Consider the following 25,966-nt stretch of genomic DNA (forward strand, 5'->3'; position numbering starts at 1 on the left):
GTCAGGCGTTCGCCTCGATGTAGGTGACGGCGTCGCCGACGGTCTTGAGGTTCTGCACCTCGTTGTCGGGGATCTTGACGCCGAACTTTTCCTCGGCGGCCACCACGACCTCGACCATGGACAGCGAGTCGACGTCCAGGTCGTCGGTGAAGGACTTCTCCTCGGCGACGTCCTCCGGGTTCACCCCGGCGACCTCCTCGAGGATCTCGGCGAGGCCGGAGGTGATCTCTTCGCGAGTAGCCATTGTTGGATTCTTTCCTCTCGATGGTGAATTGACAGACGGCCGGACGGCGCTGCTCAGGGGCAGCGGACGACCTGGCCGGCGTAGGTGAGGCCGCCGCCGAAGCCGAACAGCAGCACCGGCGCCCCGGAGGGCACCTCACGGCGCTCGATCAGCTTGGACAGGGCCAGCGGGACGCTCGCGGCAGACGTGTTGCCCGACTCGACGAGGTCCTTGGCGACGATCACGTCCGGGCCCAGGCCGAGCCGCTTGACGATGCCGTCGATGATCCGGGTGTTGGCCTGGTGCGGGACGAAGGCGGCCAGCTCGGACGGGTCGACCCCGGCGCGCTTGCAGACCTCGATCGCGAACGGGGCCAGGGCGGTGGTCGCCCAGCGGAAGACCGTCTGGCCCTCCTGCTTGATGTACGGCTGCCAGCCCTCGATCTTCAGGGCGTCGCCCTTGTCCGGGGCGGATCCCCAGAGCACCGGTCCGATCCCGGCCTCCTCGCCGTCCGGGACCGCGCTGACCACGGCCGCGCCCGCGGCGTCGCCGAACAGGACGGCGGTGGTGCGGTCGGACCAGTCGACGACGTCGGAGAGCTTCTCGGCGCCGATCACCAGTGCGTGGCGGCTGGCGCCGGCGCGGATCGCGTGGTCGGCGGTGGCCAGGGCGTACCCGAAGCCGGAGCAGGCGGTGTTCAGGTCGTAGGCGGCCGGCGCGACGATCCCCAGCCGGGCCGAGACCCGTGCGGCCACGTTCGGGCAGCGGTCGATCGCCGAGCAGGTGGCCACGACGACCTGGTCGATGTCGGCCGCGGTCAGGCCGGAGGCGGCGAGCGCCTTCTCCGCCGCGTACGTCGCCATGTCGGCGACCGACTCGGTGTCGGCGACCCGGCGCTCGGCGATGCCGACCCGGTCCCGGATCCAGGCGTCGTTGGTGTCCAGCGTGCTGGCCAGGTCGTCGTTGGTGACCACGCGCGAGGGCTGGTAGTGGCCCATGGCGACGATGCGGGAACCCGCGGTCATCGTTCCTCCTTCAGTCGCGACTTCGCGCGCGTTCAATGCTTTCCGTGCCGGGCGATGAGGTCGCGGGCGGCCGGTAGGTCCTCGGGGGTGTTCAGAGTGACGATCTCCGGCGCGCCCTCACCCTTGAGGTCGCGCTTGACCAGGCCGGCCAGCGTGCCGGCCGGCGGGAGCTCGATGACGCCGGTCACGCCGCGCTCGGCGAGAGCGCGCATGCACAGGTCCCAGCGGACCGGCGCGGTCACCTGGCGGACCAGGCGCTGGAGCATCTCCGTGCCGTCGGTGACGGCGGTGCCGTCCAGGTTCGACAGCAGGGTCCGTGCCGGGTCGTGCACGGTCACCCCGTCCGCGACGGCGGCCAGCGCGGTCTCGGCCGGTGCCATGTACGGCGTGTGGAAGGCCCCGGCCACGGCCAGCGGGATGACCCGGGCCTTGGCCGGTGGCTCGGCGGCGAGCGAGGCGAGCCCGCTCTGCGCGCCGGCCGCGACGACCTGGCCGGCGCCGTTGCGGTTCGCCGGGTGCAGCCCGTGTTTCTCGATGGTGGCGAGCACCTCGTCGGGGTCGCCGCCGAGCACCGCGCTCATCCCGGTCTCCTCGAGGGCGCAGGCGGCGGCCATCTCCCGGCCGCGGAGCCCGGCCAGCGCGATCGCGGCCTCGGCCGGCAGCACGCCGGCCAGCGCGGAGGCGCCGAGCTCGCCGACGCTGTGCCCGGCGACCAGGTCGACGTCGCCCAGTGGCAGGTGCGCGCCGGCGAGCAGCGCGGCGGCGACCAGCAGCGGCTGGGTCCGGGCGGTGTCCTTGATCTCGTCGGCCCCGGCCTCGGTGCCGAGGTGGATCAGGTCGACCCCGGCGAGGGCCGACCACCAGCGGAGGCGGGCCTCGGCGCCGGGAAGTTCGAGCCAGGGGGTCAGGAAGCCGGGCTTCTGGGAGCCCTGGCCGGGCGAGAGTACGGCGAGCACGTCTTCGACTCTTCCGGATGCAAGGGGGATGCGGGGTAGCTGGGCACGACCAAACCCTACGACCAGGGTTGTAGGGTTCCTACAAAACGGGGGTGGGCTTGGGGGTATTCGACCCGTTTCATGGTGCCGATTGTCAGTTGTGGTTCCCGGTCCGTGCGGTGTGTTCCGCACAACACTCGTCAGGTTGCCGGGTCCAGACGGCCGATGGTCAGGGCCATCCGGAGAGCGAAGGCGTCGCGGCCGTCGAGCGGGGAGAGCGCGGTGACCTCGGCGACCCGTCGCAGCCGGTACCGGACGGTGTTCGGGTGGACGAACAGCTCACGGGCAGCACTCTCCAATACCCCACCTGAGGCGAAGAATGCGTCCAACGTCTCGATCAGGCTGCTTCCGGCACGAACCAGGGCGCCGTACACGTCATGCCGCAGCGTGCGCCGGGCGTCCATGTCCCCGGCGAGCACCCGCTCCGGCAGCAGGTCGTCGGCGGCGACCGGGGACGGCGCGCCCGGCCAGGCGGCCGCCGCGCGGAACCCGGCGAGGGCGGCCCGGGCCGACTCGGTCGCCTGGTCCAGCGACGGCACCGCCGGACCGACCACGATCGGCCCCTCGCCGAAGCTGGAGCTCAGCGCCTCGGCGGTGGCGACCGGATCGCTCGCGCCGCCCACCACGACCACCAGCCGGTCCCCGTGTACCCCGCCGATCACCTCCAGCCGGGCACGCCGGGCGGCCCGGTAGGCGGCGTGCAGCACCGCGGTGATGTCCCCGCCGGGGGAGCGGCCGACCACCACGGCCACCGGCGGCGCGTCGGCCCAGCCCAGCGCGGCGGCCCGGCTGGCCAGCACGTCCGAGGAGTCGCCGCGGAGCAGGGCGTCGACCAGCAGGGCCTGCAGGCGGGCGTCCCAGGCGCCGCGGGACTCGGCGGCCCGCGCATACACCCGGGCCGCGGAGAAGGCGATCTCCCGCGAGAAGCGCAGGATCGCCTGGAGCAGCGCCTCCCGCTCGCCGGCTTCGGCGAAGCTCGGCACCTCCGCCTCGGCCACGTCGATGGTCACCTTGACCAGTTGCACGGTCTGGGTCAGCGTGATCGCCCGGGCCAGCGCGCGCGGCGCCGCGGCGAACACCTCGTCCGAGATCTCCTGGGTGGCCGCCACCGTCCCGCCGGAGCGCAGCCATTCCACGAGGGACCGGACGCCGGCTTGTGCGACGAGCATCACCCAGGAACGCTGGTCGGCCGGGAGCGCACGGAACCACGGCAACGTCTCATCCATGCGGACCACCGCCGCGCTCGCGAGCGCGCCGGCCTGCCGCTCGATCCGGCGCAGAGTGCCGGGGAGCAGCGGATTCGCCGGCGCCTCGGTGCGCGGTGGATCAACCGGGCCGGCTGTCCTGGCGGGTCGGGCGGTGACCGGAGCGACGGGTGGTCGGGTGGTGTCTGCCACGCGCACAGCGTGACACGACCCGGCTGCTCGGTGACCGGTGGAGCGTCCGGCATCCGGATGACAGGTTGCAGAACGACGGACGGTGCGAGATTTTAGGGTGTTTTATTACATTTGACCGGTGTAGCGGTGCGCCTCTCCCGCGATTTCGGTCGGTGACCTGGCAAGGTGTCGGACTAGCGCGGTCCGGGAGCGAGTTAACTCCGGGCCTCGCGGTGCCGATGAAGAGACGGTGCCGAGGAAACCCGGTACGGACCGAGGAGGCGAGATGATGGAACGGGATGACGCGTTCGCGCGTACCGAAAGTGATCCCGCCCTCGAAGAAGTGCCGGTGCCCGCACCGGCCGACGAGGAGCCGATCACCGACCCCGGCCTGGGCCGGGTCGGCTGCCGCACCGACCTGCGTGGCTGGGCCGGAGCCCACCTGCACGGCGCCGTGCGCCCCCGCCGCCGCGCAGCCGGCCGCGGCCGCCCTCCAGGCCGCTGGTGCTGAGTTTGATTGCCTTCGCTGCCGCTTGGCGGCATTGCGCCCTTTGACGCGGGCGTCGAGGGCACCGAAAACGACCACGCTTCGCTAGCCGTTTTCGGCACCCTCGACGCCCGCGGGCACAATGCGGTCCCTTACGGGTGAGTGCGGACCTGGATCCGGGCGCGTCTCGCTTGCCGGTCCGCCCGGGCTGGTCAGCTAGGGCTGGTGGACGACAAGAGACGGCTGATCCTCGACCAGGCGCTCGCCCTGGTGGACGAACGTGGACTCGCGGCGATGTCGATGCGGGCGGTCGCGGAGCGGGTCGGGCTCACCTCGATGGCGCTGTACCCGTACGTCGGGGGCAAGGACGCTCTGCTGGACGGGCTCGTCGACCTGCTGCATCTGGAACTCGGCACCTCGGTCGGCGACGACCTCGCCGACATCGACTGGCGGCGCCGGTTACGGGCGCTCGGCCGGGCCGTACGCGGGCTCGCCCACGCCCACCCGAGCGCCTTCCCGCTGCTGCTGAACCGCTCCGCGGCCGGCGCTTCGGCGTCCTGGCTGACCGCCGCGCTGCGCGGCATCCTGCACGACGCCGGCGTGTCCGCCGGCGAGGTGCCGCGGCTGGCCCGGCTGATCTGCGCCTTCCTGCTCGGTTACACGACCGGTGAGGTGACCGGCGGGCTGCCCCGGATGCCGCCTCCCGAGACGCCCGAGGACGAGCGGCCGGGGGAGGAGGATCTCGCCGCCGAGTACGACGCGGATCTCGCCGACCTGGTGAGCATGGTCGAGCACGCGGTGGGTCGCTGAGGATCAGATCCGGCGGCGGATCAGGAAGGCCATCCCGGCCAGCCCGGACAGGATGATCACCAGGATCGCGCCGTTGAGCAGGAACAGCCGGCGCACCTCGGTGAAGACGTCGCTCATGCTCTGCACCGGGTCGTACTCCTTACCGGCCACGTCCTCGCCGATGCCACCGCCGATGCCGCCGTGCACCACGTCAGGCTTCGCCTTCAGCGGGGCGCCGCTCAGGCGCAGCGACTCCGACATGGAGAGCCGGCCGAAGAACCAGCCGGCCGTCTTCTTGCCGGACGGCTGCTTGGCCGGCCGATACGCCCGGGGGCCGCCGGCGGCCAGTGGGTACAGGTCGTACACCTGGTGCGGCGCGTCCTTGACCAGAAGCCGGACAGTGTATTTCGGGCCGAGCTTCGCCGCGTTCGGCGCCGAGGTCTGCGGCTGCTCCGAGGGCAGCCAGCTGACCTCGTCATACAGCATCTGGAACAGGCCGGGATTGTCGTCCTGCCGGATCACGATGGCCTTGCTGATGCCTTTGCCGGTCAGCTCGGCGGCAGTCGGCACGGCCGGTTTCGGCGCGGCGTGCGCGGCCGGCATGACGCCGAACGCCAGCACCACCGCGACGGCTATCGCTGTCGCTGTCGTCACCAGTCTGGTGACCGTCCCCCGCACCATCCGATCTCCCCCGCCCGTGGATGGACATGGACCACTGATACCGCTGCTCGTGCTCCGGCACTGGAGTCGTGGCGCGGCCCGGCCTCCAGCCTTCCCGTACGGCGGCCCGGCCGCATCTCGTGGCAGGGTGAATTGGAGCCATTTGGGGGACGGCTGAGGAGACGGAACGGCCGTTGATCAGCGGCCGAATAGTACCCAGTCTCTGCAAATCGTGGGGGTGCCGTCCACCCGTGCAGAGGAGAGCCTCACCGGATCCGACGACCGGCTGTGGAAACCGGCCGCCGAATGCGGTAAAGGAGCTAGAGCCGGGCGCGAGCTGCGGCGATGCGAGCGAGCGTGCGCTCCCGGCCGAGCGCCTCGAGCGACTCGAAGAGCGGGAGCCCGATCGTGCGGCCGGTCGCGGCCACCCGTACCGGCGCCTGGGTCTTGCCCAATTTGAGACCTCGCGCCTCACCCACCTGCTCGAGCGCGGCCTTGAGAGGCTCCGCCGACCAGTCGGTGAGGGCGCCGAAGGCGGCCGCCGTTCCGTCCAGAATGTCCGCTGCGCCCTCCTTCATGGCCTTGGCCCAGGAGGCCTCGTCGTGCACCGGCTCGTCGAGGAAGAGGAAGTCGACGTAGTCGACGATCTCGGAGAGCACCGCGATCCGGGTCTGCGCGAGCGGGGCGATCGCCATGAAGACGTCGGCGTCGAACTTCTCCGGCTGCCAGCTCGGGGCCGCAATGGTGTCGGTGCCGGTCAGCCAGGGCGCGCAGACCTGGGTGAACTCGCTCGGCGTGAGCGCTCGGATGTACTCGCCGTTGAACGCCCGCAGCTTCTTCACGTCGAAGAAGGCCGGCGCGTGGTTGACGTCCTCGATCCGGTACTCCTCCTCGACCACCGACCACGGGACGATCTCCCGGTCGCCGGTCGGGGACCAGCCGAGCAGCATCAGGTAGTTGCGCATGGCGGCGGCAAGGTAGCCCTCGTCCCGGTACGACTCCAGGGCGACCTTGTCGCGGCGCTTGGAGAGCTTCTGCCGCTTCTCGTTGACGATGACCGGGACGTGGCCCCAGACCGGCGGGGTGACCCCCAGCGCCTCCCAGAGCAGCTGCTGCTTGGGCGTGTTCGGCAGGTGCTCCTCGGCCCGGAACACGTGGGTGATCCCCATGCTCATGTCGTCGACGACGTTGGCCAGCAGGAACACCGCCGAGCCGTCGCTGCGGGCGATGATGAAGTCCTCGAGCAGCTTGTTCTCGAAGGTCGGCTTGCCGCGGACCAGGTCCTCGACGACGGTCTCGCCCTCGTCCGGCGTACGGAACCGCAGTGCCCGCCCCTCGCCGGGGCCGAGCGCACGCTCGCGGCAGAAGCCGTCGTAGCCGGTGTGGGTGTTCCCGGTGCGGGCGACCACGTCCTCGCGCTTGCAGTCGCAGTAGTACGCCTTGCCCTCGCCGTAGAGCCGGGTGGCGGCGGCGGTGTGATCGGCGGCGTACGCCGACTGGAAGTAGGGACCCTCATACGTCCCGCGCTCGATGCCGATCCAGTCCAGCGCCGAGATGATGCCCTCGGTCCACTCGGGCCGGTTGCGGGCCGCGTCGGTGTCCTCGATCCGGAGCACGAAGACCCCGCCGTGCTGCTGGGCGTAGATCCAGTTCTGCAGGGCCGAGCGGGCGCCGCCGACGTGGAACATGCCAGTGGGTGAGGGTGCGAAACGTACGCGAACAGTCACGACCCCAGCCTACCGAGGGCCGTGAGCGCTGTGCCGACCCAGTCCGGCTGCTCCCGGAACAGGGTGATCTCCGGACCCGGCTCCCAGGTGCCCTCGATCCGCCCGTTCACCAGCACCACCGGCGAGATCCAGCCCTGCGGCCGCGACACCGCGGCCTTGGGCCCGCTGCTCACGCTCTCCAGCTGGCGGAGAACCCCGATCGTGTACGGGTCGAAGGCGGGCAGCAGATGCACGGTGTCCTCGTCCGGCGCCTCCGGCAGCTCGCTGGTCACCCGCTGGAAGGCCTTCTTGGCGAGCGGCGGGCGCAGGTCGAACCAGCGAGCGAACTCCTCCGGCTCGGCCGGCCCGTACGTCGCCAGATAGTCCGTGACCAGCCGGTCGATCGCCGCCTCGGTCTCCACCGGCTCCCAGTCGCCCAGCCAGGCCCGCGGCGCCACGAAGGTGACGTTGCGCCCGCGCGGCGGCCCGGAGCAGAGCAGGCCGCGGAAGGCGAGCGGCTTGAGGATCGCCCCGAAACCCTGGGTGAGCGGCCCGCGCAGGTCCTCGTGCCCGGTGGCCTTGATGATCGCCCCGGCCAGCTCCTCGCGGGTCATCGGCTCGCCGCCGAGCACGTCGGGCAGCGCCCGGAAGATGTCGGCCATCTGCTCGGCGGTCACGCCGTGGTACTTCAGCCAGGAGCCCTTGGTCTCCCGGTCGCGGGTGCTCATCGCGGCGACCCAGACCGGCAGGTCCTCGGCGGGGAGCAGGTGCAGCGTCCCGCGCGCGGCCCACGTGCGGACCAGGGTGCGGTCGGTCCACAGCGCCTTCTCCAGGTCCGGCGGCTGTGCCATCCGCAGGTCGGCCGCGGCCTGCGCGGAGGAGGCGACCTGCGCGTGGATGCCGCCGAGCCGCCGGGCCAGGGTGACGACGTCGGGTGCCTTCTCGCCGCCGAGGAAGTGCCGGTGCACCCGGCGGCGCAGTATTTCGTCCAGAGTCACAGCAGCGACGCTGTCACACGGTGAAGCGCCCGACCAGACCGGTGAGCCGGTGTGCGGTGGCGGTCAGCTCGTCGGCCGCCTGGTGCGCCGCCAGGACCGACTGCCGGGTGCCTTCCATGGCGCCGCTGACCGTGCCGATGCCGTCCGCGATGTCCCGGCTGCCCTCGGCCGCCTCGGTGATGTTGCGGGCCATCTCGGCGGTCGTGGCGGCCTGCTCCTCGACCGCCGCGGCGATCGCCGTCTGGTAGTCGTTGACCTGCGCGATCCGCGCCGAGATCGCGTCGATGGCGGTGACCGCGCGGGCCGTGTCGGCCTCGATCGCGGCCACCCGGCTGGTCACGTCCTCGGTGGCCCGGGCGGTCTCCTGGGCCAGCTCCTTGACCTCGCCGGCGACGACGGCGAAGCCCTTGCCGGTCTCACCGGCCCGGGCCGCCTCGATGGTGGCGTTCAGGGCGAGCAGGTTGGTCTGCTCGGCGATGGTCGCGATCAGCTGCACCACGTCGGTGATCTTGGTGGTGGAGGCCCGGAGCTCGGCGATGACGTCCGCCGCCGCCGAGGTGAGCCCGACCCCGTCCCGGCCGGCCTGCGCGGCCTCCTGGGCGTTGTGCGAGATCTCGCTGATCGAGGCGCCCATCTCGTCGGCGCCGGCGGCGACGGTCTGCACGACGTGCGACACCGTCTCCGCGGAGACGCTGACCGTACCGGCCCGGTCCGCGGCGGTCTCGGCGGCGGAGGAGAGCTCCCCGCCGGTCGCCGCGACTCGCTGGGCGGTGTGCGAGACCTCGCCCGACGCGGTGGTCACCTCCTGCATCACGGTGCGCAGCTCGGCGACCGCGACGTCCAGGGCCGCGGCGGCCTCGCCGATCTCGTCCTGCCCGGTGTCCCGGACCGAGACGGTGAGATCCCGGTCCGCCAGCCGGGTGAGCGCGCCGGTGAGCCGGCTGACCCGGCCGGCGAGACGGGAGGCCTGCAGGAACGCGGCCGCGGCACCGGCCAGGGCCAGCAGCACGGCGGCGGCCACCAGCCAGGTGAGCATCGTGCCGCGGCCCTCGCGGACGACGGTCGCCGCCCGCTCGCTGTCGGCGTTGTAGCCGCCGACCGTCACCGCCCACTGGTACGGGGCGTAGAAGGCGACCGTCGTGGTGGTGTCCCCGGCCGCGGCGCCGCCCGCCCCGGGAAGCTGGTACGTCGTCCGCCAGGTCGCGCCGTCGGTCAGCTGGGGCGCCTGGGTGACGATCTCCTCGACGTACCGGGTGCCGTCCGCGTCGGTGGCCTCCAGGTCGGTGGTGCCGACCGTCCCGTCGAGGCTGGAGGCGACCACATTGCCCTTGTCCGCCGCCGCGGTGCTGAAGATGCTGATCCAGCCGTTCTCGCGGACCGTCCGGTCGGCGATCGTCGCGGTCAGGTTCTCCAGCGCCTCGCTCTGCGGCACGCCGACGTAGAGCGCCCCGATCACATCGCCGGAACTGTCCTTGATCGGGTCGTAGACGCTGATGTACGGCGTACCGACCACCTGCGCCACCCCGCGGAAGGTCTTGCCCTCCTTGATCGCCGTGGGCACCGCGTTCGGCTTGCCCTCCGCCGTGACGGCCGGGATGTACGTGCCCATCACCCGGTTGCCGTCCTTGCCGCGGATCGTGGTGGCCACCCGCAGCAGGTCACCCGCGTCGTTCATCCGCTGGAACAGGGTCACCGCGCCGCCGGCCAGCTCCTCGGCGTCGTCGACGAACGGCGTGGACCGCTTCGGGTTCGCGTTCTGCCCGAGCCAGGTGCCGTCCACCAGCACCCGCGGCAGGGTGACCTTCGTCTTCGCCTGCGTCACCTGGTTCGTGGCCGTCCACGTGGCGGTACGCCCGCCCAGTTCCACCCCGCCGCGCTGCCGCAACAAGCCGGTCGCGCTGGTCAGGCCGATGTCGACGCCGTCCTGGATCTCGGCGCCGACGGTCGCCACCAGGCTGGTTATGTCGGCGGTGGTCCGGTCCAGCTCGGCGGCGTTCTGCCGGAGCACCTCGTTCTCGGTGCTTTCCGCGAACCGGCTGCTCTGCCAGGCCCCGACCAGCACCAGAACCAGCGCGGTGACGAGGACACTGCCCAGACCGAGGATCAGGAGCTTGTGGCTGATACGAAGGCGCACATTCTCGTATCGGCACTTCGGGGCCGAGACTGAGGCGGCCCGCCGCAAACGCGACGGGCCGCCTCATCACGGTGCGATCAGCTGTCGCCGCCGGTCTCGCCCACCGGGGCGGCGTTGACGTCGTCGATCGCGTACTTCTTGGCCGCCTCGGCCGGCACGTGCGCCGGCACCTTGCCGCGCAGCGCCAGCTCGCGCAGCGTCGCCACGGTGACCGACTCGCCGTCCACGTGGAAGTGGCGGCGCAGCGCGTGCCGGGTGTCGCTCATGCCGAAGCCGTCGGTGCCCAGCGAGGTGTAACCGTTCGGCACCCAGCGGCTGATCAGGTCGGGCACCGCCCGCATCCAGTCGCTGACCGCCACCGACGGGCCCTCGGTGGACTCCAGCTTCTGCTGGATGTACGGCTTGCGCGGGTCGTCGCCCGGGTGGAGCAGGTTGTGCTCCTCGGTCTCGATCGCGTCCCGGCGCAGCTCGGTCCACGAGGTGACCGACCAGACGTCGGCGCTCACGCCCCAGTCCTGAGCGAGCAGCTCCTGCGCCTTGAGCGCCCACCGCATGCCGGTGCCGGAGGCGAGCAGCTGCGCCTTCGGCCCGTTCGTCGAGGGGCCCTCGGCGAACCGGTAGATGCCCTTGAGCAGGCCCTCCACGTCGACACCCTCGGGCTCGGCGGGCTGGATGGCCGGCTCGTTGTAGATGGTGAGGTAGTAGAAGATGTTCTCCTGCTTCTCGCCGTACATCCGGTGCAGGCCGTTCTCGACGATGTGCGCGATCTCGAACGCGAACGCCGGATCGTACGCCACCACGGCCGGGTTGGTCGCCGCGATCAGCAGCGAGTGCCCGTCCTCGTGCTGCAGGCCCTCACCGTTGAGCGTGGTCCGCCCGGCGGTGGCGCCGAGCAGGAAGCCGCGGGTCATCTGGTCGGCGGCCGCCCACAGTTCGTCCGCGGTCCGCTGGAAGCCGAACATCGAGTAGAAGATGTACAGCGGGATCATCGGCTCGTCGTGCGTCGCGTACGAGGTGCCGGCCGCGATGAAGCTCGCCGTGGAACCCGCCTCGTTGATGCCCTCGTGCAGGATCTGACCGTTGGTCGCCTCCTTGTAGGACAGGAACAGCTCCCGGTCCACCGAGGTGTAGGTCTGGCCGTGCGGCGAGTAGATCTTCTTGGTCGGGAAGAGCGAGTCCATGCCGAAGGTACGGGCCTCGTCCGGGATGATCGGCACCCAGCGGGCCCCGAACTCCTTGTCCTTCATCAGGTCCTTGAGCAGGCGGACGAACGCCATCGTGGTGGCGATCTTCTGCTTGCCGCTGCCCCGCTTGATGTCGCCGAACGCCTTCGAGTCCGGGATCGCCAGCGACTTCGCCTTGGTCCGCCGGGACGGCACGTATCCGCCCAGGTCGCGGCGGCGCTGCTGGAGGTACTGCATCTCGTCGGACTTCTCGCCGGGGTGGTAGTACGGCGGGAGGTACGGGTTCTCCTCGAGCTGCTTGTCGCTGATGTCGAGGTAGAGCCGGTCCCGGAAGCCCTTGAGGTCCTCGAGGGTCAGCTTCTTCATCTGGTGCGTGGCGTTGCGGGCCTCGAAGTGCGAGCCCAGCGTCCAGCCCTTGATCGTCTTGGCGAGGATCACGGTCGGCTGGCCGGTGTGCTCGGTCGCCGCCTTGTAAGCCGCGTACAGCTTGCGGTAGTCGTGACCGCCACGCTTGAGGTTCCAGATCTCGTCGTCGGTCATGCCGTCGACGAGCTTGCGGGTCCGCGGGTCGCGGCCGAAGAAGTGCTCCCGCACATACGCCCCGGACTCACCCTTGTACGTCTGGTAGTCGCCGTCCGGCGTGACGTTCATCAGGTTGACCAGCGCGCCGTCGGTGTCCGCGGCGAGCAGGGAGTCCCACTCGCGGCCCCAGACGACCTTGATCACGTTCCACCCGGCGCCGCGGAAGAAGGCCTCCAGCTCCTGGATGACCTTGCCGTTGCCGCGGACCGGGCCGTCGAGGCGCTGCAGGTTGCAGTTCACCACGAAGGTGAGGTTGTCCAGCTCCTCGCGGGCGGCCAAGCCGATCGCGCCGAGCGACTCGACCTCGTCCATCTCGCCGTCGCCGAGGAACGCCCAGACGTGCTGCTGGCTGGTGTCCTTGATGCCGCGGTTGTGCAGGTAGCGGTTGTAGCGCGCCTGGTAGATCGCGTTCAGCGGGCCGAGACCCATGCTGACCGTCGGGAACTCCCAGAAGTTCGGCATGAGACGCGGGTGCGGGTACGACGGGAGGCCGCCGCCGGGGTGCGACAGCTCCTGGCGGAAACCGTCCAGCTGGTCGGTGCTCAGGCGGCCCTCGAGGTACGCCCGGGCGTACATGCCCGGCGACGCGTGCCCCTGGAAGAAGATGTGGTCGCCGCCGCCCGGATGATCCTTGCCGCGGAAGAAGTGGTTCATGCCGACCTCGTAGAGGCTGGCGCTCGACGCGTACGTCGAGATGTGACCGCCGACGCCGATCTCCGGGCGCTGTGCCCGGTGCACCAGCATCGCCGCGTTCCACCGGATGTACGCCCGGATCCGCCGCTCGACGAACTCGTCACCGGGGAACCAGGGCTCACGCTCCGGCGGGATGGTGTTGATGTAGTCGGTGGACGTCAGTGGCGGAACGCCGACCTGTCGCTCCCGGGCCCGCTCCAGCAGGCGCAACATCACATAACGGGCTCTCTTGGCGCCGCGTTCGTCGATGACTCCGTTGAGCGACTCGACCCACTCGTTGGTTTCCTCGGGGTCGATGTCGGGAAGCTGGCTCGGCAGGCCATCGCTGATCACCGGGCGCTTGCGCTCCGTGGCCACAGGCAATCCTCTTGGTTGAGTGTCGGGTAACCGGGCGACCCTAGGTGGCGAATCGCGCGGAACAGGCTTCCATCCTGCCCCCTAACGGTGTGCATCGTCACGTCTACCGGGTGTCTCAGCGACGCGCGACACATGTACTGACCAGTAACTTTGTGGACGGCTTCCGGTGATCAGCCCGCCATGAAGGAGAAACGCACCTGGCGGGTGGGGTTGTCGCCGTTCGGGTCGACCAGGCAGATCGATTGCCACGTGCCGAGTGCGATCCGGCCGCTGATCACCGGAAGTGACGCGTACGGCGGGATCCAGGCCGGCAGCACATGATCGCGGCCGTGACCGTGCGAGCCGTGCCGGTGCCGCCACTTCTCCACGGCGGGCAGCAGATCGTCGATCGCGGTCAGCAGGTCGTCGTCCGAACCGGCCCCGGTCTCGATGATCGCCAGCCCGGCCGTCGCGTGCGGGACGAAGATGTGCAGCAGCCCGTCCACCTCGGATGCGACGAACTGCTCGGCCTCGCGGGTGATGTCGCGGACCACAGGGGAGCTGCCGGTCCGCACGGTGATCACTTCAGTGCGCATGGCTCATGTATATAGATCGAGCAGCAGGAACAGCGCGGCGGTCCCGGCCAGCCAGCACAGGCTGAGGGCCAGCCGCGCGGCGGCGCACCTCATGATCATGTCCTGAGTACATCACCGGCGGCCGGTCCGCGCCCGGCGATCGGGATATCCGCGGTGGCAGCACTGGCCCGGGTCGGCGATGCTGAATCGCGTGACCACTCCGCAAAACCTCGACGAGCGTTTCCGCGATGCGGTCTCGGCCCTGCGGCCACCGGAATCCGGGCGCCCCGCCGGCGATCCGGTCCGCGAGGGCAGCACGCTGACCGGCGACCGCGCCCGGGAGATCTTCGACGCCCAGCTCGCCGCCCGCCACCTCGACCTCGCCGCGCGCTGGCTGCGCAGCTTCAACGAGGGCTTCCACACCACCGGCTCGGCCGGGCACGAGGGCAACGCAGCGGTCGCCGCGGCGCTGCGCGGCGACGATCCGGCACTGCTGCATCATCGGTCGGCCGCGTTCTATTGCGTACGCTCCGCGCAGCGCCCGGACGACGTCGGCGGCGACCCGGTGCGCCGTCTCGAGGAAGCCGCCCGGGACGTCCTGCGCGGTGTGGTCGCCTCGGTCCGCGACCCGATCACCGGCGGCCGCGACAAGCTCTTCGGCAACGCCGAACTGCACCTGCTCCCGGCCGTGTCCACCCCCGCCGCGCATCTGCCCCGGGCTCTGGGCCTGGCCCGCGTCCTCAGCCGGGCCGGCGACACGCCCTGGCCGCAGGACGCGATCGTGGCGGCCTCGTTCGGCGACGCCGGCGCGACCGGACCCGGCGCCGCCGCGACCCTGCACGCGGCCGGCTGGCACGAGCGGGCCGGGCTGTCCCTCCCGCTGCTGCTGATCTGCGAGGACAACGGGCCGGGCAACGCCGACCCGGAGGCGTGGACCGCGGCGGCGCTGCGCGGACGGCCCGGCCTGCGGTATTCCTTCGCCGACGGGTGTGACCTGGCTTCGGCGTACGATGCCGCGGTTGAAGCCGTTGACTTCGTCCGCCGGGAGCGTCGCCCGGCGCTGCTGCACCTGTCCACCGTCCACCTGCTCGGCCAGGCCCCCGACCCGGAGCCCGGCGCCGACCTGGACCGCGACCCGCTGGTCGGCACCGCGCGCCTGCTCGTCGAGGCCGGGCTGCTCGGCCCGGACGACGTCATCACCCGGTACGACGAAGTCGGCTGGCAGGTCCGCAAGGCCGCCGAAGAGGTGCTCGGGGAGCCGAAACTGGCCTCGGTGGGGGAGATCGTGGCCTCCCTCGCCCCGCGCCGCCCGCTGCGCGTCGCGCACGCCGTCGCCGAGGCGTCCTCCCGGGCGGCCGGACCCGGTGGGGCGGCCCGGCACCGGGCGTTCGACGGGCGCCTGCCGGAGCTGGCCGGGCCGATGACCCTGGCCCAGACGATCAACGCGACGCTCACCGACGCCCTGGCCGCCAACCCCGGCCTGCTGGTCTTCGGCCCGGCGACGACCCGGGGCGGACCGCACGGGGTGACCACCGGCCTGCGCGAGCTCGGCGGGGACGACCGGGTCTTCGACAGCCTGCCGGACGCCACCACGATCCTCGGGCTGGCGCTCGGCGCCGGGACGGCCGGCCTGCTCCCGGTGCCGGAACTGAGTGGTCCGGCCGACCTGCACGACGCCGGAGAGCAGTTGCGGGGGGAAGCGGCGACGATGTCGTACCTGTCCGCCGGCGCCTACCGCAACCCGATGGTGCTGCGCGTCCCGGCATTGGCCCAGCCGTTCGGGCTGGGCGGGCACATCGCCAACGACAACTCGGTCGCTGCCCTGCGCGACGTACCCGGACTGGTCGTGGCCGTGCCGTCCCGGCCGGACGACGCCGCGCCGATGCTCCGCTCCTGCCTGGCCGCCGCGGAGGTGGACGGCACGGTCTGTGTCTTCCTCGAGCCGGTCGCCCTCTATCAGACGAGGGACCTCTATCAACAAGGCGACAGCGAGTGGCTGGCGCCGTACCCGGGCCCGGAAACGTGGGCCGGCGGGCACGTGCCGATCGGCCGGGCGCGGATCTACGGCCTGGGCAGCACCCAGGACCTGACCATCGTGACGTACGGCAACGGCGTCCGGATGTCGCTGCGTGTCGCCGCCCGACTGGCCGCCGACGGGTACGGCTCCCGGGTCGTCGACCTGCGCTGGCTCAACCCGCTACCCGCCGCTGACCTGGTACGGGAGGCCTCGGCGACCGGCCGGGTACTGATCGTCGACGAGACCCGGCGCTCCGGCGGCGTCGGCGAGGGCGTGCTGGCGGCCCTGGTGGACGGAGCATTCGTCGGATCGGTTCGCCGGGTGGCGGCCGCCGACGTACCGGTTCCGCTCGGTCCGGCTGCCCAACAGGTCCTGGTGGGAGAGGATGCCATCACACAGGGTGCCCACGCCCTACTGGCACGGTAAATTGCCACACACTCGGTGCGCCACTTGCGCGAGGGCCCCGGAGTGTGTGGACTACCCCAATGTTTCAGGTGCTTTTTTCACGGCTAGGAGGATTTGGACAGTGAGCGCGACCGCGGGTCAGGCCGACGGCGTACGCAGCCTGGCGGACCGGTTCGGCTTCGAGCCGAACATGGTGGTCATGGAGATGGGATACGACGATGACGTCGACGAGGATCTCCGTGACGCCCTGACCGAACGCGTCGGAGAGTTGGTCGACGAGGACACCGACGAGGTGGTCGACGCGGTGCTGCTGTGGTACCGCGACGGCGACGGTGACCTCTTCGAACTGCTGACCGATGCTCTCGGCCCCCTCGCCGACAACGGCGTGGTGTGGCTGTTGACCCCGAAAGCCGGCCGCGACGGACACGTCGAGCCGAGCGAGATCAGCGAGTCGGCGCCCACCGCCGGCCTCCAGCAGACCTCGACGGTGAACGCCGGCAAGGACTGGACAGGCGCACGCCTGGTCTCCCCCCGGGGCGCCAAGAAGAAGTAGCTCTCACTGCCACCTCGTCGAGGTCGGCGTCCGCCCGGGCTTAAACTGAGCGGATGCCGATCTCTATTGGCGTGCCGGCGCCCGACTTCACCCTCAAGGATCAGAACAACCAAGAGGTACGCCTCGCCGACTTCCACGGTCGCAAAGCGGTCCTGCTGGTCTTCTACCCGCTGGCGTTCAGCCGCACCTGCCAGGGCGAACTCACCGAGATCCGGGACAACCTCCCGGCGTACGCGAACGACGCCGTCCAGGTGCTCACCATCAGCGTGGACTCGGTGTACAGCCACAAGGTCTGGGCCATGCAGGAGGGCTTCGACTTCCCGCTGCTGGCCGACTTCTGGCCGCACGGGGCGGTGGCCCAGGCGTACGGGGTCTTCAACACCGACACCGGCTTCGCCAACCGCGGCACCTTTCTCGTCGACACCACCGGCACGGTCCGCTTCGCCGAGATGAACGGCCCCGGCGAGGCCCGCGATCAGGACTCCTGGCGGGCCGCCCTCGCCACCCTCAGGTCCTGATCCGCGGCAGGGTACGATGACCACTCCGGTCTCAGCGGAGCCGGGCGCGTAGCTCAGTGGGAGAGCACTCGCCTTACAAGCGAGGGGTCGCAGGTTCGAAACCTGCCGCGCCCACCAGACGGGGTGGGTCGCTTGCGGTCGCAGCGGTGGAGCCGGCCGCGCGAAACTGTCAGAGGGTAGCCCTAGCGTCACTCCCATGAACGACACGACACTCCAGACCGCCCCGATCATCCTCGACCGTCGCCTGCTGCTCGGCGAGACGGAGTATCAGGTCACCGTCTTCCCGACCGATGACCGCCGGCTCGATCTGTGCATCGTGAGCAGTGACGGCGACGGCCGGGTGGTGAGCGAGATCAGCGGCGGCATCACGCCGTCCGACCTGGGCGGTCTCACCGATGTGCTGGGCTCCACGCTCGCCGGGCTGATAGCCATGACACGGCCGCCGTCGGCCCGGGTGCCGCCCACGCCGGATCGGCCGGACCGTCCGCCCAACCAGGGCGCCCGGTGGGCCTCCGAGGATGACGCCCGCCTGCTCGACCGCTTCCAGGCCGGCGCCACCCTCGCCGGGCTCGCCGCCGACTTCGGCCGCACCACCGGCGGCGTCCGCGCCCGCCTGGAGCATCTGGGCGCTCTCCCACCGAGTGGGCGCTGGCCGCAGCCGCGCACCGTCGCCTCCGACGAGTCCTGATGCCGGCCGCCGCGGGCCTTTCCGGCCCGCGGCGGGTCGCCGGCGGCACCAGGCCCGCCCTCGCTCCGGCTTGCCTCTGTCCTCGCGGCGCGCGGCCGGTCGGGTTGCCTCTGCCTTCGCGGCGTGCGGCCGGTTCGGGTCGTCTGTCCCCGCGGCGTGCGGACCTCTGCTCTCGCGGCGTGCGGCCGGTTCGGGTCGTCTCTGCTCTCGCGGCTCCTGGGTGGTCCGGGTCAGCGGAGCCGGCGGCGCCGGGCGTCGGTGAGCCGGCTCATCCAGGTGCGGTAGTGGCCGGCGAACGGTTCGAGGTCGCTGGTCAGCGCGTGGTGCAGTTCGGCGACGGCGCCGGTGGCCCGGGTCACCACGTCCTCGGGGTAACCGAAGCGGTGCCGGTGCTCCTCGAACTCGTCCTCGTCGTCGATCACCACGCGCCGGTCGGCGCGGAAGCGGATCAGGTCGAGGTCCAGATCGATCACGGTGAACCGGTCCGGGGCGGTGCGCCGGGCCGGGGTGGTCACGTCGCAGTAGACGTCGGTGCGACTCGGCTCGGCGCGGAACATGGCCATCCACCAGCCGTCCCGGGGCAACAGCCGGACCGAGTCCTCCCGGGTGAGCTCGATCCGCCGCCAGCCGTAGCTGTAGCGGACCACCGACCCGCGCGGCGTCCCGATCCAGGTGCCGTATTCGTCGGAGCCGAGCAGGCGGCCGGTCACCCGGCGGTGCGGCCGACCGTCGTACTTGCGCAATTCCAGCTCGACCGCGTCCACGGCAGCCGAGGTTAGCCGCCGGATCCCCATCGGGGGACATCGGCCGGCATCGGGATGCGCCCGGCCGCGCCCACTCGTTGACGCCGGGGTGAGGGTGGTCATCGACGGACGATGCGTGCTGGACGAGACGGATCTGCACCGGCGGTTGGCGGGCGCCTTCGGATACGGCCCGCGGCACCGCCCGGACCTGGACTCGCTGCACGACCGCCTGGCCGCCGGCGATCCCCGCCCGGTACAGCTCACCTGGATCAACGCGCCGTCGCTGCGGATGGTGCTGGGCAACGCGCGCTTCGGCGAGTTCGTCGCGCTGCTGGAGAAGATCGAGGCTGAGGACGAGGGAAAGGACTGGACCCAGCGGTTCGTGTTCCGGCTCTTCGACTGATGGCTACCGGGGTGCAACGGAGGGGGGCTCAAGTCGGGGCGTTGGGCACCGATCCCAATGGCACCTGCGGGAACGCCCGCGGTGGGCGGGTCCCGGCCGGTTTCCCCTCGGCGGCCGGGCCCGCCCGGAGGAACGGGCGGAGCGACGGAGGCCGGGCATGCGCACGGAACTGCACATCGGCGCCGGAGCTGAGAAAGCGGGACTTCACATCGGCGCCGGAGCTGGAAAAGCGGGACTTCACATCGGCGCCGGAGCTGGAAAAGCGGGACTTCACATCGGCGCCGGAGCTGGAAATGCGGGGCTGCACATCGGCGGCGGAGCTGGAAATGCGGGGCTGCACATCGGCGCCGGAGCTGGGAAGACGGGGCTGCACATCGGTGCTGACGCTGAGAAAGTGGTTGTCTCGGCGTACCCGATCAAGGCTCGTAGTGGACGGCTGCGGCGGACCCGGACCGGGACGCTGACCGAGTTCGTGCCGCGGCCGCCCTCGGGGCGCAGCCGCGAGGAGCGGATGACCTACCTGGCTCGCCTGGCGCTGCCGTTGGTACTGGTCACTGCCGTGCTCAGCGCGTTCGGCATGAACTGGTGGCTGGCGGTGGCCGCGTGCACGTCCGTGGCCGCTCTGGTCTGGCGCCGGCAGGCGCGGGCGGCCCAGCCAGCGGCGCTGGCGGTGCCGCGTGACCCGGGCTCCCGCGTGCTCTGGACGGAACCCGAGCGGGCCGCGTTCGAAGGCGCCCTGGTCGCCTCGCGCCGGGTCCGCCGGACCTGGCCGGCGCTGGCCGGGATGATCGACCCGGTTCTGGCCGACCGGTCCCTGAACCGTGCCCTGGACGAGCTCGCCGAGACCCTGGCCCGGCGGCAGGAGCTGCGCCGGCTGCGTGCCGAGCTGGCGGCGGTCCGTGAGGCGGACATCCCGGTGGACAGCCCGGCGCGGTCGGCGGTCGCCGAGCAGTGTGAGCGGGCCGACGAGTCGTGGCGCGAGGCGGGCGCGGCCGCGAACCGGATCCTGCGCAGCATCGACACCGCGGCGCGTGCGGGCGAGAGTTTCATCCGGGAGCGCCAGGTCGCAGCCACCGCACGGTACGCCGAGCGCACGCTGGCCCGGGTGACCGGCGCCCCCGCGGTGACCGAGAGCGGACCGGAGCTGGCCGACCGTACCGAGGCTGTGATCGCTGCCTACCGCGACCTCGCTGCCTGATCAAACCTTTTCAACGTGGCGAGGGTGGCAGCGCCCGGCGCCGGTCATCGGCCGGATACCCATGGCCCAACGCCAGGTTGAAAAGGTTGACTTCACTCACGCGGGTCATCCCAACGGGTGATTCGCCGCACGTCACCGATGTGGAAACGTCGGCAACCGACATGTGTTCACGTGATCAGGTCCGGTCACCGACTGCCCACCCGGTGTGGCGGTCAGGCCGCCCTGCGCGACGTGGACAGTTGCCGGGGGACGATCGGCCGGCCGGACACGAGGGTCGGGCCGAGGGCCGCGGCGATCTTCTCCTGCACCAGGTCGGCGTCGGGCAGTCGCCAGTCCACCTGGGTTGGGGTGACGGCCCACCGGACCGGGCCTTCGACCATGCGGCTCGGCGGCGCCGGGATCCAGGAGCCGACGCCGTGCCGGATCACGTCGAGGCGCCGTTCCAGTTCCGGGCGGAGCGGGCGGCCGGGGCGGACCAGGAACATCCAGCGTCCGCCGGCGGTGACCGCGACCGGGCCGAGTCCGGGCGTGCGCCGGGCCAGCGGCGCGGGCACCTCGAGGACGTCGAAGCTCTCCCCGGTGGTGAGCAGCACCGCGTGCGGCCGGCGCCGCCACCAGTCGGTGATCCGGTCCGGATCGCCGGTGGCCGACTCGATCCAGGAGTCGAGCGCCGGATGGCAACCGGTGATCGGGCAGCCGGGGCGATCGCAGTGGAATCGATGACCGGTCAGATAGGACCCGGGTGTCACCGGCCAGCCGTGCTCGGCGTACCGCAGGGCGGCGCGGCGCAGGCGTACCCGGTCGAGACGATCGAGGACCGATGGCGGGACGAACGGCTGACTGCTGGTCCACTGCATAGTTCGATACCCCCGGAAGCGGGTGGCGAGGCCGTATCCCGATGCGACGTTCGTCGTTGGCTCGGTCAGATCCACCCTTTGCAACTTGCAAGAAAAACTACGAGCATCGGTGAGCAGGCGATCACACACGCTGTGCGATCTGTGCGCACGTGAGCGGTCCACACTGCGAGTGACACACCGGATGGCTCACCGGCGGAGGGGCCGCCGGGTGAGTGGGGGAGGCACCGTGGACGAGCTGCCGATCGGCCGCCGCGTCGCCTATTGGCGGGGCCGACGCAAAATGTCCCAGCAGGTCTTCGCGGACCGGCTGGGTAAATCGAAGAGCTGGGTCGACAAGGTCGAACGCGGGGTTCGCCGGCTCGACAAGTTCTCAGTCGTGTACGACATCGCGGACGTTCTCCAGGTCGATGTCCAGTTGCTGCTGGGCAAGGAGGTGGAGCGGAAGCCGGAGACGCAGAACTGCATCGACCAGGTAGAGGTCGAGGAGATTCGTGCGGCTCTGGAGCGATATGACCAGATGAGCGCTTTCTTTCAGGCTGTGCCACATTCCCCGCCTCTCACCGAGATGCGGAAAGCGGTCAGCCATGCCTGGTTGACGTACCAGCACGCGAAGTACGGCGTACTGGCCCGCGCTCTGCCCAAGCTGCTGCGCGACGCTCAGGCGGCGGACAGCGCCCACGCGAACAGCGACGAGGCGCCGCACGCCGCCCACCTGCTCGGGCAGGTGTACCAGATCGCCTCGTCGGCGCTGCGCAAGGTCGGCGAGCACGAGCTCTCCTGGCTCGCCGCGGACCGATCGATCGCGGTCTCCCAGCGGGCCGGTGACCAGCTGCTGGCCGGGCTGGCCAGCTACCGGGTGGGCAGCGCGCTGCTGGCGCTCGGGCGGGTCCGCCCCTCCCTCGAGGTGAACGTCAACATCGCCAACCGGCTGGCGCCCGGCCCGGACCGGGCCCGCGGCGAGCAGCTCTCGGTGTACGGGATGCTGCTGCTCAACGGCGCCATGGCGGCCGCCCGGATCGGGGACAGCGCGACCGTGCGCGACCTGCTCAGCGGCGCCGAACAGGCCTCGCTGGAGCTGGGTGGCGACTTCAACCACTACTGGACCAGCTTCGGGCCGACCAACGTGCAGCTGCACCGCTGCGCGACCGCGGTCGAGCTCGGCGACGGGCGCCTGGCGGTGGAATCGCACGAGCGGATGAACAAGGACGGGTTCAACGCCATGCTCCCGGAGCGGCGGGCACACCACTACCTGGACATCGCCCGTGGTTACACGCAGGTCGGCGAGGTGGAGAAGGCCGGCGAGATGCTGCTCGAGGGCGACCGGCTCGCCCCGTCCGAGATCCGCTGCCGCCCACTCGCCCATGAGGTGCTTTCCGACGTGCTCCGGCGTACCCGGGGCGCGCCGCCGGCCCCGATAGCGGAGCTGGCCGAACAGATGGGAGTCGGCGTGTGAAGGTGGCCTTTAGTCCGCTTTGGGGCGGCGGGTGGGGGGTTTGCACGTGATTACCGGTAAAGCCCTTCCCGGTGTGCTGTACGTGCTCGTGTGCGGCTCACCGATGGCCCGGGACGTCGGAATCCTCGTCACGCTGGCCCAGAACGAGGGCTGGGACGTCTGCGTGGTGACGACCCCGGACGGCCGCAAGTTCGTCGACGTGGCGGCTCTGCAGGCCCAGACCGGACACCCGGTTCGTTCCGACTACAAGAGCCCCGGCGACCCCGACGTGCTGCCGCCCGCGGACGCGATGATCGTCGCGCCCGCCACCGTCAACACGGTCAACAAGTGGGCCGCCGGGATCACCGACACCCTGGTCCTCGGCCTGCTCGTCGAGGGGTACGGCTACGGCGTGCCGACCGCCGTCGTGCCGTACACCAACAAGGTGATGGCGCTGCACCCGGCGCTGCACGAGAGCCTGGCCAAGCTGCGGGACTGGGGCGTGCACGTGCTCTACGGCGAGGACGTCTGCCGGCTCGGTGGGCCGGGGCAGACCGACCGGTTCCGCGGGCAGTTCCCCTGGCGCCGGGCGCTTCAGGCGGTCAGCCCGACGGCGGCTGCGGCGGCAGGCAGCCGAGTCGAGCCGGGGGCGGTTTCCTAGGCATATAGAGTCTGCCTTCGTGACCGACTGCACCGTCCGCGATGTCGTGGATGCCCTGGATGCGCGTTACCCGCGCTCGTGGGCCGAGTCCTGGGACAGGGTCGGGCTGGTGCTCGGCGAGTTCGACCAGCCGGTCACCCGGGTGCTCTGCGTCGTCGACTGCGTCCCGGAGACCGTCGACGAGGCCCTGTCGCTCGGCGCCGACCTGATCGTCGCCCATCACCCGCTGCTGCTCAAGCCGGTCTCGTCGATCGCCCCGGACACCTTCAAGGGCCGCATCGTGCACCGGCTGATCAAGGGCGGGGTCGCGCTCTACACCGCGCACACCAACGCCGACACGGCGAACCCGGGCGTGTCCGACGCGCTCGCGGCCCGTCTCGACCTGACCGGCCTGCGCCCGCTCGTGCCCGCCGAGGGCGCAGCCGCGGGGGAGGGACGGGGACTGGGCCGGATCGGTACGCTGCCGCAGCCGCTCACGCTGGAGAAGCTCGCGCGTCTCGCCGCCGACCGTCTGCCGCGGACCGCCGCCGGGGTCCGGGCCGCGGGCGACCCGGAGCGGGAGATCCGTACGGTTGCCGTCTGCGGTGGCGCGGGCGACTCCTTCCTGGCCGATGCGGCGCAGGCCGGTGTCGACGCGTACCTCTGCGCTGATCTGCGGCATCACCCGGTGAGCGAGCATCTCGCCGACGGTGGCCCGGCGCTTCTCGACGTCGCACACTGGGCGAGCGAGCGTCCCTGGCTGGACGACGTGGCGGCGTGGCTGCGCGCCGGGTTCCCCCTCGACGTGGTGGTGTCCGACCTGGACACCGATCCCTGGACCGTCCATTCCGCTGCTGCGAAGGAGACCCACCCGTGAAGGCCGCCCCGGAAGCTCAGCGCCGCCTGCTCGATCTGCAGGCCATCGACACCGCTGTCGCCCAGCTCACCCACAAGCGGAAGACGCTGCCCGAGCTGGCCGAGATCGACGCCGCCGCGCGGGAGCTCTCCGCCCTGGAGGACGAGCGGGTCCGCGCCCAGGTCGCGGTCGACGACCTGGACCGGGACATCGCCCGCTACGAGAAGGACATCGAGCAGGTCCGGATCCGCAAGGAGCGGGACCAGCAGCGGCTGAAGTCGGGCGGCGCGCTGAAGGAGATCGAGGGACTCGAGCACGAGCTGGCCACCCTGAACCGGCGGCAGTCCGAGCTGGAGGACGCCGAGCTGGAGCTGATGGAGCAGCGGGAGGCCGCGGTGGCCACGCTCACCGAGGTGCAGGGGCGGCTCTCGGCGGCGGCCGGTCGCCGGTCGGACGCCGAGCGACGGCGCGACGAGACGCTCGACGAGCTGGCCAAGGAGCAGGAGTTCAAGACCGGCGCGCGGGTGCCGCTGGCCGCGGACCTGCCGGCCGACCTGGTCACCCTCTACGACAAGATTCGTACCGAGACCGGCATGGGCGCCGCGCTGGTGTACGCGGGCCGCTGCGGCGCCTGCCGGATCGAGCTGTACGGCGCCGACCTGGCCCGGGTCAAGGCCGCCCCTGCCGACGAGGTGGTCCGCTGCGAGGAGTGCCGCCGGATCATGGTGCGCACCTCGGAGTCCGGCCTGTGAGCCTGCGCGTCGTCGTCGAGGCGGACGGTGGCTCGCGGGGCAACCCGGGCCCGGCCGGTTACGGCGCGGTGGTCCGTGAGGCGGCCACCGGCGAGGTCCTCCTGGAGCGCTACGAATCGCTCGGGGTCGCCACCAACAACGTGGCCGAGTACTCCGGGCTGATCGCGGGTCTGCGGGCCGCCGCCGAGCTGAACGCCGACCGGGTCGACGTCCGGATGGACTCGAAGCTGGTCATCGAGCAGATGTGCGGCCGCTGGCAGATCAAGAACGCCGGGCTGCGGCCGCTCGCCGCCGAGGCGGCCGGCCTGGTCGGCAAGTTCGCCGAGGTCACCTTCGACTGGATCCCCCGGGAGAAGAACAAGGCCGCGGACGCGCTGGCCAACCGCGCGATGGACGAGGCGGCCGGCAAGAGCGTGCCGGACGTCGTTCCGGAGACCCGTCCGGCGGCCAAGCCGAAGTCCTGGGCGCCGCCGTCGCTGGAGAACGCGACGCGGATCATCCTGGTCCGGCACGGCTCGACGCCGCTCACGTCGCAGGGCCGCTACTCCGGGCGCGGCGACGTGCCGCTCACCGACGAGGGCGAGGCACAGGCGATGGCCGCGGGCGGGCGGGTGGCCGGCATCAGCCGCGACGTCGCGGCGGTGCTCAGCTCACCCCTTTCCCGGTGTACGCGTACCGCAGAGCTGATCGCTGCCGAGGTCGGTGGCGTGCCGGTCACGGTGATGGACGACCTGATCGAGTGCGACTTCGGCGCGTGGGAGGCCCGCACCTTCGCCGAGGTGCAGGAACAGTGGCCGGACGAGATGCAGGCGTGGCTGGAGTCGACCGGTGTCGCTCCGCCGGGTGGGGAGTCGTTCCAGGCGGTGGCGAAGCGGGTGCGCCGGGCCATGGCGGCGGTGCTCTCGGCGTACCCCGGAAAGACCGTCGTCCTGGTCTCGCACGTCTCACCGATCAAACTGATTCTTCGCGATGCGCTCGCCGCAGGCGACGCGTTCCTGCACCGGCTGTTCCTGGACGCCGCCGGCGTCTCCACGATGGATGTCTGGCCGGACGGGAACATCGCGGTGCGCTCGGTCAACGAGACCGCCCATCTTCGATAACTAGATATTGACCCCCGCGGGGCGGACGTTTAGCTTCCTCG

General features: G+C 71.3%; 24 protein-coding genes, 1 tRNA gene and 1 pseudogene. 14 read left to right on the forward strand and 12 right to left on the reverse strand.

Translation table 11 applies throughout. From position 1 onward, the window contains the following. Position 1 precedes the first annotated feature (1 nt). The 4 genes and pseudogenes from OHA21_RS46865 to OHA21_RS46880 form a co-directional block, all read right to left on the reverse strand. On the reverse strand, positions 2 to 244 hold the full coding sequence (locus tag OHA21_RS46865) for an acyl carrier protein (protein WP_328466665.1): 243 nt from the start codon (positions 242 to 244) through the stop codon (positions 2 to 4). 53 nt (positions 245 to 297) lie between these two features. Next, the gene (locus OHA21_RS46870; protein WP_328466667.1) at positions 298 to 1,248 is read right to left on the reverse strand and encodes a beta-ketoacyl-ACP synthase III; all 951 of its coding nucleotides are present in this window, start codon (positions 1,246 to 1,248) and stop codon (positions 298 to 300) included. Positions 1,249 to 1,292: 44 nt separating this feature from the next. Beyond that, positions 1,293 to 2,204, reverse strand: a pseudogene (locus OHA21_RS46875) (ACP S-malonyltransferase); the annotation flags it as partial. Positions 2,205 to 2,383: 179 nt separating this feature from the next. After that, the gene (locus tag OHA21_RS46880; protein WP_442875027.1) at positions 2,384 to 3,640 is read right to left on the reverse strand and encodes a PucR family transcriptional regulator; all 1,257 of its coding nucleotides are present in this window, start codon (positions 3,638 to 3,640) and stop codon (positions 2,384 to 2,386) included. Between the two features lie 265 nt (positions 3,641 to 3,905). Between OHA21_RS46880 and OHA21_RS46885 the strand changes: the two genes are divergently transcribed. After that, complete coding sequence (locus tag OHA21_RS46885; RefSeq protein WP_328466669.1) at positions 3,906 to 4,130, forward strand: hypothetical protein; 225 nt, start codon at positions 3,906 to 3,908, stop codon at positions 4,128 to 4,130. A gap of 201 nt (positions 4,131 to 4,331) precedes the next feature. Next, on the forward strand, positions 4,332 to 4,916 hold the full coding sequence (locus OHA21_RS46890) for a TetR/AcrR family transcriptional regulator (RefSeq protein ID WP_328466671.1): 585 nt from the start codon (positions 4,332 to 4,334) through the stop codon (positions 4,914 to 4,916). Positions 4,917 to 4,919: 3 nt separating this feature from the next. Here OHA21_RS46890 and OHA21_RS46895 read toward each other — a convergent pair whose 3' ends face one another. The 6 genes from OHA21_RS46895 to OHA21_RS46920 all read right to left on the reverse strand — a co-directional run bounded on the left by OHA21_RS46895 (position 4,920) and on the right by OHA21_RS46920 (position 13,784). Continuing rightward, positions 4,920 to 5,549, reverse strand: coding sequence for a hypothetical protein (locus OHA21_RS46895; RefSeq protein ID WP_328466673.1), 630 nt, complete (start codon positions 5,547 to 5,549; stop codon positions 4,920 to 4,922). A 326-nt stretch (positions 5,550 to 5,875) separates the two neighbouring features. Beyond that, entirely contained in the window at positions 5,876 to 7,282 is a 1,407-nt protein-coding gene (gene gltX / locus OHA21_RS46900; protein WP_328466675.1) for a glutamate--tRNA ligase, read from the reverse strand. After that, positions 7,279 to 8,259 carry a winged helix DNA-binding domain-containing protein gene (locus tag OHA21_RS46905; protein WP_328466677.1) on the reverse strand — a complete coding sequence of 327 codons (981 nt, stop codon included), beginning with the start codon at positions 8,257 to 8,259 and terminating at the stop codon, positions 7,279 to 7,281. The genes gltX and OHA21_RS46905 overlap by 4 nt, the downstream gene beginning before the upstream one ends. 13 nt (positions 8,260 to 8,272) lie before the next feature. Next, the gene (locus OHA21_RS46910; RefSeq protein WP_328466679.1) at positions 8,273 to 10,393 is read right to left on the reverse strand and encodes a methyl-accepting chemotaxis protein; all 2,121 of its coding nucleotides are present in this window, start codon (positions 10,391 to 10,393) and stop codon (positions 8,273 to 8,275) included. Positions 10,394 to 10,470: 77 nt separating this feature from the next. Further along, positions 10,471 to 13,209 (reverse strand): pyruvate dehydrogenase (acetyl-transferring), homodimeric type, encoded by a 2,739-nt coding sequence (gene aceE, locus OHA21_RS46915; protein WP_328466681.1) that lies wholly within the window; start codon positions 13,207 to 13,209, stop codon positions 10,471 to 10,473. Between the two features lie 170 nt (positions 13,210 to 13,379). After that, positions 13,380 to 13,784, reverse strand: coding sequence for a YjbQ family protein (locus tag OHA21_RS46920; RefSeq protein WP_328466683.1), 405 nt, complete (start codon positions 13,782 to 13,784; stop codon positions 13,380 to 13,382). A 178-nt stretch (positions 13,785 to 13,962) separates the two neighbouring features. Between OHA21_RS46920 and OHA21_RS46925 the strand changes: the two genes are divergently transcribed. From OHA21_RS46925 to OHA21_RS46945, 5 genes are all read left to right on the forward strand, one after another. Continuing rightward, positions 13,963 to 16,206, forward strand: coding sequence for a transketolase C-terminal domain-containing protein (locus tag OHA21_RS46925; protein WP_328466685.1), 2,244 nt, complete (start codon positions 13,963 to 13,965; stop codon positions 16,204 to 16,206). A gap of 100 nt (positions 16,207 to 16,306) precedes the next feature. Next, the gene (locus OHA21_RS46930; protein WP_020516653.1) at positions 16,307 to 16,738 is read left to right on the forward strand and encodes a DUF3052 domain-containing protein; all 432 of its coding nucleotides are present in this window, start codon (positions 16,307 to 16,309) and stop codon (positions 16,736 to 16,738) included. 53 nt (positions 16,739 to 16,791) lie between these two features. Next, a complete protein-coding gene (locus tag OHA21_RS46935; protein WP_328466690.1) occupies positions 16,792 to 17,256 on the forward strand; it encodes a peroxiredoxin in 465 nt (154 codons plus the stop codon). A gap of 42 nt (positions 17,257 to 17,298) precedes the next feature. After that, positions 17,299 to 17,373: transfer RNA gene (locus tag OHA21_RS46940), tRNA-Val, on the forward strand. 79 nt (positions 17,374 to 17,452) lie between these two features. Continuing rightward, entirely contained in the window at positions 17,453 to 17,944 is a 492-nt protein-coding gene (locus OHA21_RS46945) for a hypothetical protein (RefSeq protein ID WP_328466692.1), read from the forward strand. A gap of 230 nt (positions 17,945 to 18,174) precedes the next feature. On the opposite strand, the gene OHA21_RS46950 is transcribed toward OHA21_RS46945, so the two are convergent. Continuing rightward, positions 18,175 to 18,708, reverse strand: a complete 534-nt coding sequence (locus OHA21_RS46950) for a DUF402 domain-containing protein (protein ID WP_328466694.1) — start codon at positions 18,706 to 18,708, stop codon at positions 18,175 to 18,177. A 94-nt stretch (positions 18,709 to 18,802) separates the two neighbouring features. Here OHA21_RS46950 and OHA21_RS46955 point away from each other — a divergent pair, with 94 nt between their 5' ends. Both OHA21_RS46955 and OHA21_RS46960 read left to right on the forward strand, forming a co-directional pair. Then, positions 18,803 to 19,090, forward strand: coding sequence for a barstar family protein (locus tag OHA21_RS46955; RefSeq protein ID WP_328466696.1), 288 nt, complete (start codon positions 18,803 to 18,805; stop codon positions 19,088 to 19,090). Positions 19,091 to 19,484: 394 nt separating this feature from the next. After that, on the forward strand, positions 19,485 to 20,288 hold the full coding sequence (locus OHA21_RS46960) for a hypothetical protein (protein WP_328466698.1): 804 nt from the start codon (positions 19,485 to 19,487) through the stop codon (positions 20,286 to 20,288). 212 nt (positions 20,289 to 20,500) lie between these two features. Here the strand turns inward: OHA21_RS46960 and OHA21_RS46965 are convergent, their stop codons facing one another. After that, positions 20,501 to 21,145, reverse strand: a complete 645-nt coding sequence (locus OHA21_RS46965) for a bifunctional DNA primase/polymerase (protein WP_328478962.1) — start codon at positions 21,143 to 21,145, stop codon at positions 20,501 to 20,503. A gap of 226 nt (positions 21,146 to 21,371) precedes the next feature. Here OHA21_RS46965 and OHA21_RS46970 point away from each other — a divergent pair, with 226 nt between their 5' ends. The 5 genes from OHA21_RS46970 to OHA21_RS46990 are packed head-to-tail and all read left to right on the forward strand — an operon-like array spanning position 21,372 to position 25,925. Next, positions 21,372 to 22,598 (forward strand): helix-turn-helix domain-containing protein, encoded by a 1,227-nt coding sequence (locus OHA21_RS46970; protein WP_328466700.1) that lies wholly within the window; start codon positions 21,372 to 21,374, stop codon positions 22,596 to 22,598. Positions 22,599 to 22,644: 46 nt separating this feature from the next. Next, positions 22,645 to 23,238, forward strand: a complete 594-nt coding sequence (locus tag OHA21_RS46975) for a flavoprotein (protein ID WP_328466702.1) — start codon at positions 22,645 to 22,647, stop codon at positions 23,236 to 23,238. Positions 23,239 to 23,257: 19 nt separating this feature from the next. Continuing rightward, positions 23,258 to 24,094, forward strand: coding sequence for a Nif3-like dinuclear metal center hexameric protein (locus OHA21_RS46980; RefSeq protein WP_328466704.1), 837 nt, complete (start codon positions 23,258 to 23,260; stop codon positions 24,092 to 24,094). Further along, positions 24,091 to 24,825, forward strand: coding sequence for a zinc ribbon domain-containing protein (locus tag OHA21_RS46985; RefSeq protein ID WP_328466706.1), 735 nt, complete (start codon positions 24,091 to 24,093; stop codon positions 24,823 to 24,825). Before OHA21_RS46980 ends, OHA21_RS46985 begins: the two co-directional genes overlap by 4 nt. After that, positions 24,822 to 25,925, forward strand: coding sequence for a bifunctional RNase H/acid phosphatase (locus tag OHA21_RS46990; protein ID WP_328466708.1), 1,104 nt, complete (start codon positions 24,822 to 24,824; stop codon positions 25,923 to 25,925). The genes OHA21_RS46985 and OHA21_RS46990 overlap by 4 nt, the downstream gene beginning before the upstream one ends. Positions 25,926 to 25,966: the final 41 nt, after the last annotated feature.

This window comes from Actinoplanes sp. NBC_00393 (assembly GCF_036053395.1).
Lineage (GTDB): Bacteria > Actinomycetota > Actinomycetes > Mycobacteriales > Micromonosporaceae > Actinoplanes.